Raw genomic sequence first — 12,373 nt, 5'->3', positions numbered from 1 at the left:
ATGCGTTCGGTGTCGCCTGGCGACCCGGTAATGCGTGGGTGAGTATCGCCCATACAGACCGGAATGCGACCTTTATTGCTGAAAAAACGTCAGTTTTCTTCGTCACGTTGTAATTCAAACATCACCAGCGAACGCCCGGTGAGGGTGTATTCGCTGTTGAAGGCGAAACGCTCCTGACCCTTGACCTGCGGGTCGTTGGTGTCGATTACGCACGTCCAGTCCAGACCTTGCGGCACTTCCGGCAGGCGGAAATTGACGCCGTCGTGGTGGGCATTGACGGCAATCAGCAAGGTTGCATCGGCACCGGTACGGGAAATCCCGGACACCTGGGCGCGGCCGTCGAGCAACATGCCCAGGCTGCGGCCGTTGCCGTCGTGCCAGTGGTCGGTGGTCATTTCCTGGCCGTCCGGCGTCAGCCAAGTGACGTCCTTGATCCCCAATTGTTCGTTGTAGTCGCCGACCAGGAAGCGTCCGCGGCGCAGGATGGGATAGGCCAGGCGCAGCTTGACCAGGCGCTTGACGAACTTGAGCAGCGACTTGCCGTCGTCGTCCAGGGTCCAGTTGACCCAGCCGATTTCGCTGTCCTGGCAATAGGCGTTGTTGTTGCCGTGCTGGGTGCGGGCGAACTCGTCGCCGGCGACGATCATCGGCGTGCCCTGGGCCAGCAGCAGGGTGGCGAAGAAGTTGCGCATCTGCCGCAGGCGCAAGGCATTGATCGCCGGATCATCGGTGGGCCCTTCGACGCCGTGGTTCCAGGACAGGTTGTTGCTGGTGCCGTCCTGGTTGTTTTCGTCGTTGGCTTCGTTGTGCTTGTCGTTGTACGACACCAGGTCGTGCAAGGTGAAGCCGTCATGGGCGGTGACGAAGTTGATCGAGGTGTAGGGGCGTCGACCGCGTTGGTCGAACAGGTCGCCGGAGGCAGTCATGCGTTTGGCGAAGTCGGCGAGCTGGCCGTCGTCGCCTTTCCAGAATGCGCGCACGGTGTCGCGGAAACGGTCGTTCCACTCGGCCCAGCCCGGCGGGAAGCCGCCGACCTGATAGCCGCCGGGGCCGCAGTCCCAGGGTTCGGCAATGAGCTTGAGCTGGCTCAGCACCGGGTCCTGGCGACAGGCGACGAGGAAACTGTGGCGTTCGTTGAAACCATCGTGATAGCGCCCGAGGATGGTTGCCAGGTCGAAGCGGAAACCGTCCACGTGCATTTCCGTGGCCCAGTAGCGCAGCGAGTCGGTGACCATCTGCAACACGCAGGGATGGCTCAGGTCCAGGGTGTTGCCGGTGCCCGAGTCGTTGATGTAGAAGCGCTTGTCGTCGGGCATCAGGCGGTAGTAGGAGGCATTGTCGATGCCGCGCATGGACAGGGTCGGGCCTTGCTCGTTGCCTTCGGCGGTGTGGTTGTAGACCACGTCGAGGATCACTTCCAGGCCGGCTTCGTGCAGGTGCGCGACCATTTCCTTGAATTCGGCGATCTTGCCGCTGGCCAGGTAGCGCGGGTCGGGGGCGAAGAAGGCGATGCTGTTGTAGCCCCAGTAGTTGGTCATGCCTTTTTGCAGCAGGTGCTGGTCGTTGACGAAGGCGTGGATCGGCAGCAGCTCCACCGAGGACACCCCGAGCTTGCGGATATGCTCCAGCACTTCGTCGACCATCAGCCCGGCGAAGGTGCCGCGCACCGCCTCCGGCACCGCCGGGTGGCGCATGCTGATGCCGCGCACATGGGTTTCATAGAGCAGGGTGCGTTCCCAGGGCACATTGACCCGCTGGTCGTGGCCCCAGGTGTGGGCCGGGTCGATGACCTTGCTCTTGGGCACGAAGGGCGCGCTGTCGCGTTCGTCGAAGCTGAGGTCGGCGTCGGGGTGGCCGATGGTATAGCCGAACAGTGCCTCGGACCATTTCAACTGGCCGACCAACTGCTTGGCATAAGGGTCGATCAGCAGTTTGTTGGGGTTGAAGCGGTGGCCGTTCTGCGGGTCGTAGGGACCGTACACCCGGTAGCCGTAGATCAGTCCGGGATGGGCGTCGGGCAGGTAGCCGTGGAAGATTTCGTCGGTGTACTCGGGCAGTTCTATGCGTTCCAGTTCGACTTCACCACTGTCGTCGAACAGACACAGTTCGACCTTGGTGGCGTTGGCGGAAAACAGTGCGAAGTTGACCCCCAGGCCATCCCAGGTGGCGCCCAGCGGGAAGGGCAGGCCCTCGCGAATTCGCGAGGGTTGGGCTTCGGGCGTGGGGTCGGGCTTTTTCGGTTTGGTCATGGGCGCTCCTGCGGGTGTGTTCGGTGGGGCGGTGTACGAACCGAAGGGTCATGCTGGCAATACGATCCAGCAAACACCACGTACCTGTAGGAGCAGGGCTTGCCCGCGAAGGCGTCCGGATGCGCGACGCAAGACTCAAGGGCCTCTTCGCGGGCAAGCCCTGCTCCTACAGGGGGGTGGTGTCTTCAATACCGTACACGGCTCAACTGGCTGACGGCTTGCGCGGCGCTCGCGGTTTCTTTTCGGCGGCGGGTTTGGCGTCGGTCGCGGGCTTCGGCGCTGCTTTCGGGGCCGCCGTCGGCTTGCTGGCGACCTTGGGCTTGGCGGCGGGTTTGGCCGCTGTCGGCTTTTTCGGCGCCAGTGCCTCGGCTTCCGCCAGCTTGCGCGCCATCTCCCAATGCCGGGCCTCCTCACCTTCGGGGCGGCCCTCCGATTCCCAGATCTGATAAGCAAACTCACGGATACGTTTTTCGTCGGTACTCATCGCCATGCTCCTGAACTCAATTTTGGGTAAAGAGATTGACCGGGAAATCTCCGAGTGCCGCACCAACCATCAGCTCGTTATGGGGTGTGACTGCGCACATCGAGAAAAGTCCCTTTAATTTGCCGCCCGGTGCGGCGAACGGCAGTTTGACCCGCGTATCGCCCCAAACCGGTGCCGGTACCCACGGCAGTTGATCGCTGGCCAGCAGTCCGGCCGCCAGCCTGGGTACGATCACAATGGCCCGCTGCGTCGGTGTACTGCGCATAAAGGCCACTACGTATTCGGCCTGCTTGCCGAGCACGTCCAACGGCTGGTAATCGCCGCGACTGAAGACCCTCCCGTGTTCGGCCCGAACCGCCAGCGTACGGGCGATCAAGGCCTGTTTGAGCCGCCCGCTGCGCCAGTCCGTCAACAGCGCCTTGGGCGATGTCGAGTGTTGCAGCGCCTGTTGCCGGGCGGTGAAATCCACCGGCCGGCGATTGTCCGGGTCCACCAGGCTGAAGTCCCAGAACTCGTTGCCCTGGTACAGGTCCGGCACACCCGGTACGGTCATGCGCAGCAAACACTGGGCCAGACTGTTGAGCGCACCGGCCGGTGCGATTTTTTCCAGCGTGGCGACCAGGGCCCGGCGCAGCGGCAGGCCGACGGGGCAGGTCAGCAGCGCTTCGAGAAAGTCGTGGCAGGCCTGCTCGTAGGCTTCGTTCGGTGCGCTCCAGCTGCTGTGCAGCTTGGCTTCGCGCAGCGCCTTGTTCTGCCATTGCCAGAGACGTTTGGCGTAATCCCGCAGTCCGGCCGAATCGTCGCTCGACAGCGTCAGCGGCCAACTGCCCAGCAATGCCTGATAGAGGATCAGCTCGTCCGCCGCCGACGGGGCCTGGGGATCGCTACGCAGCACTTGGGCCAACTCGCGAAAGCATTGCACCTGTTCAACGTACCACGGGCCGACTTCACTGAGCACCGCCAGGCGCGCGCGGCTGTCTTCACCGCGCTTGTGGTCATGGGTGGCGCTGGTCAACAGGTTGTCCGGGAAGTGTTTCAGGCGCGTTCGGTTGGCCGTGTGAAAGTCTTCCACGGGTGCGCTGAAGCGTTCGGTGGAGAAACCCACGTCGTTGCGCGAGAGCAACACCGCCGAGCGATAGAACGCGGTGTCTTCCACGGCCTTGGCCGCCGTCGGCGAGGTCAGTTGCTGGAAGCGTACGCAGGCATGCTTGAGCAATTTGCGCTGACGGCCCGGTGGGCGCTGGCGCCAGGGTTGTCCGCCGAGCCACTGTTGCAGGTAGTCGAGCACCGGCCAGTCGGCCTCGCCGAGGGTGGTGCGGGCTCCGGCCAGGGCTTGCTGGAAAAACACCTCGTCCTCGGCCGGGCGACCCTGGGCATTGATATAGGTGCGGTACACCGGGTAGTGCACGATCAGTGCCTGCAAGGCCCGGCGAATCGCGCCGAGGGTCAGGTCGCGGCTCATCAGGTCGTCCCGGGCCACTTGCAGCAGGGCCTGGGCCACGCTTTCGCAGTCGCCGGCGAGCCCACCGGCGAGGATCTGCTGGCGGGCCAGCCGGGCTTCCTCGGCGAACTCAGCCGGGCGTTCGCTCAGACGGCTCCAGAGTTCGCCCAGGGGCTGCTCGCCATGGGGGTCGTGTTGCAGCAACGACAGCTGGTCCATGAATTCATAGCCGGTGGTGCCGTCCACCTGCCAGTCGCGGTGCAGGCTTTCGCCCTGGCCGAGGATCTTCTCCACATAGATCGGCAGATGCTTCCCGGGGACCAGGCGCTCGACCCGTCGGCGCAGTTTGCGGCAATAACCACGTGGGTCGGCGAGCCCGTCGATATGGTCGATGCGCAGGCCGTCCACCAGGCCGTCCTCGATCAGCCGGAAGATTTTCTGGTGGGTGGCCTCGAACACCGCCGGGCGCTCGACCCGCAGGCCGCCCAGTTCGTTGACATCGAAGAAGCGCCGCCAATTGATATCGTCGGCGGCGGTGCGCCAACTGGCGAGGCGGTAGTGCTGGCGCTCCAGCAGCCGGTGCAGGCGCTGGAAACCTTCGGGTTGGCGTGAATCATAGCGGGCGAGGTTCTGCTCGATGGCGTCATGCAGGTCGCGGCGTTGCGCCAGTTCGGCGCGCAGGAGCTGTGCCTGGGCATAGGCGTCGGGCAGGTTGTTCAGGGCCTTGAAGTGCCCGGCCAGGGTTTCCAGTTCGGGCAGGTTGGCCAGTATCTGCGCGTAGTCCCGGGGACAGATGGGAAAGCGATGCTGGTAATGCTCGATATGAAAACCGCCATGTTCGGCATCGAAGCACAGCGGGATGCTGCCTTCCTGCAAGGCCACGCCGTAGTCGCTGCCGAGGAACGGCATGAGCAATTGCCCTTCGAGCAACGGATCGGGCGAGTGCCACTGGATATCGAAGAACTCGCTGTAGGGGCTCAGCCTGCCCCATTCCAGCAGGTCCAGCCACCAGGGATTGTCCGCGCCACCGACGGCCATGTGGTTGGAGACGATGTCGAGGATCAGGCCCATATGGTGCTGGCGCAGGGCTTGTACCAGACGCCGCAAGGCCGGTTCGCCGCCCAGCTGCGGATTGACCCGGGTCGGATCGACCACGTCGTAGCCGTGCATGGAACCGTCGCGCGCGGTGAGCAACGGCGAGGCATAGAGATGACTGATACCCAGCCGTGCGAAGTAGGGCACCAGCGGTACGGCGGCATCCAGGCTGAAGCCTTTATGAAACTGCAGGCGCACCGTCGCACGTAAAGCTGGCTTCATCGATCACGCTCGGCGGCCTGGAGGCGGGCGCAGGCCAGCAGTTCGAGACGACGGGCAGCGTCGACATCATCGAGCAACTGGCTGCTGTCGCCCGGCAGGCGCCGACGCCAGTTGGGGTGGCTGTCGAGGGTGCCGGGCAGGTTGGCCTGTTCCTCGACACCGAGGGCATCCTCCAGCGGCAGCAGCACCAGGGGCGCGCGGGTATGGCCGAGGAAGCGCACGCTGGCGTCGAGGACCTGATCGGTCTCGTGGGATTCGTCACGGAAATTCTGCGGGTCGTTGCTCAAGGCGCGATGCAGGCCCTCGCGTTCGTGCTGACGGGTCTCGCGCCAGTGATCGGCGGTGCTGTCATCGATCAGCCCGAGCTGGACGTTCCAGTCGATATCCCGTGCATGCCACCAGCCATTGAGGGTCGGCAGGTCGTGGGTGCTGGTGATGGCCAGGGCGTCGTCCGGCCAGTCGAGTATGGGACGGAAACGATGGCCGTATTCCTGCTCGAACAACAGCACGCGCATGCCGAGGATGGCCCGGGCGCTGAGTTTTTCCCGCAGGCCCTCGGGTACCGTGCCGAGGTCTTCGCCAAGCACCACCGCCTGGTGGCGCGCGGACTCCAGGGTCAGCAGGCGCAGCAGGTCGTCCACCGGGTAATACAGGTAGGCACCGTCGCTCGGTGGTGAACCGAGGGGGATGACCCAGAGCCGTTGAAGGCCCATCACATGGTCGATGCGCAGGCCGCCGGCATGGGCGAAGTTGGCCCGCAGCATTTCGATAAAGGCGCGGAAACCATGGCGCTTCAAGCCCTCCGGGGCGAAAGCCGAGATGCCCCAGCTTTGCCCGGCGCGGTTGAGGATATCCGGCGGTGCGCCGACGGTGAGTTCGGCGAGTAGTTCGTCCTGCCGGCTCCAGGCCTGGCTGCCACCGCCGTCGGCACCTACGGCGAGGTCGGCGATCAGGCCGATGCCCATTCCGCTGTCCCGGGCGGCGTTTTGCGCGCGCTCAAGGTTGCGAGCGATCAGCCATTGGCTGAAGGCGTAGAAGCCGATCTCCTCGGCCTGCTCCTCGGCGAAGGTGGCGAGGGCCGGGTTGTCGGGATGGTGCCAGGCCGTGGGCCAGTGTCGCCAGTCGGTGCTTTCGCCGCGGGCGGTGCAGGCCGCTTGCAGGGCTTCGAAGCGACAGTGATTTTCCAGGGCCTCGCCGCCGGCCTGGCGAAAGTGCGCGAAGTCCGTGGCGAGTGGGTGGGTGCCGAGGCGAAAGTCGTCGTATAGCGCGCGTAACAGGCGCTGCTTGGCGCGAGCAGCACGGGGCCAGTCGATCAGCGGCAGCGCTTCCAGTTGCCGCAGTTCATCGGCCAGTCCCGTGGTGTCGATGGCCTGGCGCAGGGCTTGTTCGCCAAGAATCGCTTCCGGCGCCGCATAAAGGCTGTTGAGAAACAGCCGGCTGGACGGCGAATAGGGGCTGTAGCGTTGCGGGTCGCAGCTGAACATGGCGTGCATCGGGCTGATTGCCAGGGCGTCGGCGCCGCGTTCGCCGGCGGCGCGGACCAGGCTCTCCAGGGCCAGGGTGTCGCCGAAACCGCCGTCGCCGACGCGTTGCAGGGCATACAGCTGGACCGTCAGTCCCCAGGCGCGGGGTGTCGCGCTATCGGTGGCCGCCGCCACGCTGTGGCATTGGGCCGGGGCCACGGCGAGGGTGAAGTGCTGGCCGGCGATATGCACCGTCTGGTAACCCACCGGGATCTTGCCCGGCAGCACCGCGTCCTGGTCCAGGTGCAAGTGCAGGACCGTGCCGTTTTCCAGATGTACTTCGCAAGCGGTGTCGGCGGCGAAGTAGTGGGCCAGGTCCAGGCTCTTGCCGACGTCCGCGGTCAGCAGCGGCGGCAGGTATTTGTGTTGCTGGACGAGTTGCAGTTCCAGCAGGCTGTTCTCGATGGCTTGTTCTGTGTCGGCGGGATGGCCAAGCCCGGCCAGGACCTTGCGCAAGACCTCGGGCCGGACTTTCTGTGGTCGGCCATTGGCGTCGATCCAATCGACGGCAAGGCCGGCCCGGCTGGCGAGTATTTCCAGTTGCGCGTCGTTCATGGGTGCTCTCCGGTGGGTGACTGCAGGACGTCCCCGGGGGTCAGGGTAACCAGCGCGCAGTAGGGGGCCAGATGACCTTCATCCAATTGGCGACTGGCGCCAGCGGTGCTTTCGAACACTAAACGGGCTTGGCTGGGTGGGTGATGGCCGACGGACTCGGCACTGAGGTTGAGGTCGATGCGCAGCAGGCTGCCGTCGCCCATCCGCCAGCGCGCGCTGAGGGCGCCGTCGGCCAGGACATCGCTGCCCAGGGCATGGGCACCGGGGAGCCGGGGGATGATTTCACGGTGGCGCAGCTCCAGTAGCTGGCGGTAGAGGTGTACGGTGGCCTGGCGGTTGAAGTCGTCGCTGGCGTCGTTCAGGTCGGGTCGCGAGTCGTTGAAGCTGACGGCGGCGTTCGGGTCGGGAATATGCGCCCGGCGCGCCGGGTCGGCAAAGGCCGGGAAATCGGAGAATTCCGCGCGACGGCCTTCGCGCACCGCGTCGGCCAGTTCACCGTGGTGATCGGTAAAAAACAGGAAGGGTTCACGGGCAGCGGTTTCCTCACCCATGAACAGCAACGGGATCATCGGCGACAACAGCAGCAGCACCGTGGCCGCCCGCAGGGCCGGGGCCGGGCAGAGCTGGTTGAGCCGCTCGCCCAGGGCCCGGTTGCCGATCTGGTCGTGGTTCTGCAGGAACAGCACGAAGGCACTGGGTGGCAGGTGCGCGCTGGGTTCGCCACGACTATGGCCGTGGCGGTCGGGATGGCCCTGGAAGACGAAGCCCTGGCTCAGGCAGCGGGCCAGCTTGGTGGTGGTTTCCCGGGCATAGTCGGCGTAGTAGGCGTCGGTCTCGCCGGTCAGCAGGACGTGCAGGGCGTTATGGCCATCATCGTTCCACTGGGCGTCAAAGGATTCCTCCAGCAGGCTGGCCTGGTTGCGTTCGTTTTCCAGGGTCAGCCACACGTGTCGTGTCGGGTCCACCTGGCGGCGAACCGCCTGTGCCAGTTCGTGGAGCAGGGTGCTGTCGTTGATGGCGTGTACGGCATCCAGGCGCAAGCCGTCGAAACGGTACTCCAGCAGCCACATCAAGGCGTTGTCGATAAAAAAGTCGCGGACTTCGCGGCGGCGAAAATCGATCGCCGCGCCCCAGGGGGTCTGCTGGTCGTCGCGAAAGAAGTCCTTGGCGTATTGGCCGAGGTAATTGCCGTCCGGCCCGAAGTGGTTGTAGACCACGTCCAGCAGCACCATCAGGCCGTGCCCATGGGCCGTGTCGATCAGGTGCTTGAGGTCTTCGGGCGAACCATAGGCGGCATGCGGCGCATAGGGCAGCACGCCGTCGTAGCCCCAGTTGCGCTCGCCGGGGAACTGACCCAGGGGCATCAGTTCAATGGCGGTCACCCCCAGTTCGGCCAGGCGTGCCAGTTGGTTTTCGACCTGGCGATAGCCGCCGAGGACGCCGACGTGCAGCTCGTAGATCACCGCCTCGTGCCAGGGCCGCCCCTGCCAGTCCTTGTGCTGCCAGTGGTAGGCCAGGGAATCGACCACCTGGCTCGGCCCGTGCACATCGCCGACCTGGCGCCGCGAGGCCGGGTCGGGCACCCGCCGCTCGCCGTCGATATGGAAGTGGTATTGGCTGCCGGCCGGGCAGCGGGCCTCGAGGACAAACCAGCCGTCGTGCTGCGGTAGCATGGCCAGTGAGCGGCCATCGTCCAGTTCGACGCTGACGTAATAGGCGTCCGGTGCCCACAGCGCGAAGCGGGTGTGCTCGGCGTCCAGCAGGGTCGCGCCATGAGGCCAGGTTTCCAGAGTCCGTAACGGCATCTATGAAGACCTCCTCAGTGCTGGCCCGACCTGCTCCGGGACTTGGTCACCAGGTTCTGGTACAGCTCGGCGTAGGGTTCCACCGCCTTGCACCAGTTGAACGGCGCGGCCATGGCCCGGCAGCGCATGGCGTTGAGCAATGGCGGATAGGCGAACACCTTGAACGCCCGGCGCAGCGCCTGGGCATAGCTTTCCACGGTGGACTCGTCGAACAGGAAGCCGGTGACACCGTTCTCGATGGTGTCGGCCAGCCCGCCGGTGTTACGCGCCACCGGCAGCGAGCCGAAGCGCTGGGCGTACATCTGGCTCAGGCCACAGGGTTCATAACGCGAGGGCATCAGCAGGAAATCGCTGCCGGCGAACATGCGTCGGGCATCGGTTTCGTTGAAGCCGATGCGCACCCCGATCCGGCCTGGAAAACGCAGGGCCAGTTGGCGCATGGCCTGTTCCTCTTCCGGTTCGCCACGGCCGATGATTGCGATCTGGCCGCCTTCGGCGACGATCATTTCGCTGACCGCTTCGGTCAGGTCCAGGCCCTTCTGGTAGACCAGCCGCGAGACCACGGCAAACAGTGGCCCGGTCGAGGGATCGAGGCCGAACAGATTGCGCACATGGGCGGCGTTGACCGCCTTGCCTTCCCAGTCGCCCGGACTGAAGGGGTGGACCAGATGGCTGTCGGTGGCGGCATCCCAGCTTTCGTCGATGCCGTTGGGAATGCCGCTGAGCAGGCCCTGGTGGGTCTTGCTGGCCAGGAAACCGTCCAGGCCACAGCCGAATTGCGGCGTGGTGATTTCCTGGGCGTAGGTGGCGCTCACCGTGGTGATATGACTGGAGTAGGCCATGCCGGCCTTGAGGAACGACAGCTTGCCGTAGAACTCCATGCCTTCCTGTTGCAGGGCATGGGGTGGGATCCCCAGTTCCGGGCAGCAGGCAAGGCTGACCACGCCCTGATAAGCGAGGTTGTGAATGGTGAACAGGGTCGGGGTACGCTGGCCGCGCCAGTGCATATAGGCTGGGGCCAGGCCGGCGGGCCAGTCGTGGGCGTGGACCAGGTCCGGGGTCCAGTGGATCTGTGCCAGGTTGGCGGCGATATCGGCGGCGGCCAGGCCCAGGCGGGCGAAGCGGATATGGTTGTCCGGCCAGTCGCGCCCGTTGTTGGCGCCGTAGGGCGTACCTTCCCGCTCAAACAGCTCGGGGCAGATCAGCACGTAGATCACCAGGCCGTCGGGCAGGTCCATGCGGCCGATCTTGCACGGCGGCAGTGCGGCATGGCCCCCCAGTTCGCCGATGATATGAATCGGGTTATCGCTGTTCATCACCTGCGGATAACCGGGGATCAGTACCCGCACATCGTGCAGGTGATGCATGGCCCGCGGCAGGGCGGCGGACACGTCGCCCAGGCCGCCGGTCTTGACCAGGTCGGCGAACTCGGAGGTGACGAACAGCACCTTTTTCTTGTTGGGATTGACAGCGGGGGCCGTCAACACAGGCTTTCCTCCCGCCAAGGGGGCTGACACGGGGACCGCTTCGCTGGCCTGATTCAAATGCTCTCCCTGAGTTTCCAACGCAGCGCTGATCATGTGTCTCTCCCGTCTTATTTGATCTGGTTCTTCCTTTCTTTCATACAGCGTGCCCAAACCGCTTCCTTTGGTCGGACACACCGGTTCCGGGCGACTGGGCGAAGCAGGCACGTCGCACGGAGGCAAGAAAGAGTGGGGAAGCGCCTGCCCGCCAAACACCCGGAACAGACGCCCTACCTTTAACCTGACCGACCGCGGTTTCAGAAGTTTCGACTTTTTTTCATCAAAATGACTGAGCGGTCAGCAAGCCCGAAAGTCAGTGTAGGAGAGATGTTGCCGCCGTGGAGGGCGTTGTTTAGACGAATGTTGGGAAAGTGCGGTGCATTTGATCTATGTCACAGGCGATCCGGGAGGGCTGCCCCGGAACGGCTGCACGCTACTGGCGCGGGGTCGAAGTTCGGGTGCTCTAGAATGGTGCGCTGGTGACTGGGCAGCAACTGCGCCACCCAGGCCGTCGCGCGTTTAACTCAGCAGGCGGATTGGCTGTCCGGCGGCCCAGGCCTGGATGTCCTCGATCATCTGGCTGTAGAACAGCCGGTAGTTGTTCTGGCTGACATAGCCGACATGGGGCGTAGCCAGGACATTGTCCAGGGTACGGAACGGATGGTCGGCGGGCAAAGGTTCCTGTTCGAAGACGTCCAGGGCGGCACCGGCCAGCCGGCCGTGCTCAAGGGCCGCGATCAGTGCCTGTTCGTCGACGATCGGCCCGCGCGCGGTGTTGATCAGGTAGGCCGACGGTTTCATCCAGCCCAGGGCCTTGGCGTCCACCAGGCCACGGGAACGCTCGCTCAGCACCAGGTGCACGGAGAGCAGGTCGGCCTGCTTGAACAGCTCGGCCTTGCTGACGTACTCCACGCCGGATTCGGCGGCGCGTTCGGCGGTGAGATTCTCGCTCCAGGCGATGACCCGCATGCCGAAGGCCTTGCCGTAGCCGGCAATGCGCTGGCCGATGCTGCCCAGGCCGAGAATGCCCAGGGTCTTGCCATACAGGTCGCCGCCCAGGCCTTGCTGCCAGTGCCCGGCGCGCAAGGAGTTGGCCTCCTTGAGCAGGTTGCGGTTGGCGGCCATGATCAGGGCCCAGGTCAGCTCCGGAGCGGCCTGTTTGTAGCTGTCGGTGCCACAGACCTGGATGCCCAGGGCGTTGGCGGCCTTGATATCGAGGGCGGCGTTACGCATGCCGCCGGTCACCAGCAGCTTCAGGCGCGGCAGTTGGCGCAGCAGGGCCTCGTTGAACGGGCTGCGTTCGCGCATCACGCAGATCACCTCGAAACCGCCCAGGCGCTCGGCCATGGTCGCGGTATCGGCCGGGTAGTCGTGGAGAAAGCTGACCTGGCCCACGGCATTCAAGGCACTCCAGTCCACCGCCTCGGCGGCCACGCCTTGCCAGTCATCGATTACCGCGATCTGTAGGGTCATTCA

Annotated in this window: 7 protein-coding genes; all 7 read right to left on the bottom strand. The window is 64.9% G+C overall.

Annotated elements, in window-relative coordinates:
* Positions 1 to 89 precede the first annotated feature (89 nt).
* On the bottom strand, positions 90 to 2,249 hold the full coding sequence (glgX, locus tag M5C56_RS04415; protein WP_103495077.1) for a glycogen debranching protein GlgX: 2,160 nt from the start codon (positions 2,247 to 2,249) through the stop codon (positions 90 to 92).
* A 202-nt stretch (positions 2,250 to 2,451) separates the two neighbouring features.
* Positions 2,452 to 2,733, bottom strand: coding sequence for a DUF2934 domain-containing protein (locus M5C56_RS04410; RefSeq protein WP_103495076.1), 282 nt, complete (start codon positions 2,731 to 2,733; stop codon positions 2,452 to 2,454).
* Positions 2,734 to 2,749: 16 nt separating this feature from the next.
* Positions 2,750 to 5,491, bottom strand: coding sequence for a malto-oligosyltrehalose synthase (locus M5C56_RS04405; RefSeq protein ID WP_103495075.1), 2,742 nt, complete (start codon positions 5,489 to 5,491; stop codon positions 2,750 to 2,752).
* Positions 5,488 to 7,569, bottom strand: a complete 2,082-nt coding sequence (malQ, locus tag M5C56_RS04400; protein ID WP_247263046.1) for a 4-alpha-glucanotransferase — start codon at positions 7,567 to 7,569, stop codon at positions 5,488 to 5,490. Before malQ ends, M5C56_RS04405 begins: the two co-directional genes overlap by 4 nt.
* Positions 7,566 to 9,374 (bottom strand): malto-oligosyltrehalose trehalohydrolase, encoded by a 1,809-nt coding sequence (treZ, locus tag M5C56_RS04395; RefSeq protein ID WP_103494745.1) that lies wholly within the window; start codon positions 9,372 to 9,374, stop codon positions 7,566 to 7,568. The genes malQ and treZ overlap by 4 nt, the downstream gene beginning before the upstream one ends.
* A 14-nt stretch (positions 9,375 to 9,388) precedes the next feature.
* Entirely contained in the window at positions 9,389 to 10,954 is a 1,566-nt protein-coding gene (gene glgA, locus M5C56_RS04390) for a glycogen synthase GlgA (protein WP_103494746.1), read from the bottom strand.
* A gap of 462 nt (positions 10,955 to 11,416) precedes the next feature.
* Positions 11,417 to 12,370, bottom strand: coding sequence for a D-2-hydroxyacid dehydrogenase family protein (locus tag M5C56_RS04385; protein ID WP_103494747.1), 954 nt, complete (start codon positions 12,368 to 12,370; stop codon positions 11,417 to 11,419).
* Between the last annotated feature and the right edge of the window lie 3 nt (positions 12,371 to 12,373).

Origin of the sequence: Pseudomonas sp. MWU13-2862, from assembly GCF_023242495.1 — a bacterium.
Taxonomy (GTDB): Bacteria; Pseudomonadota; Gammaproteobacteria; order Pseudomonadales; family Pseudomonadaceae; genus Aquipseudomonas; species Aquipseudomonas gingeri_D.
This window is presented reverse-complemented; position numbering and strand designations above follow the sequence as displayed.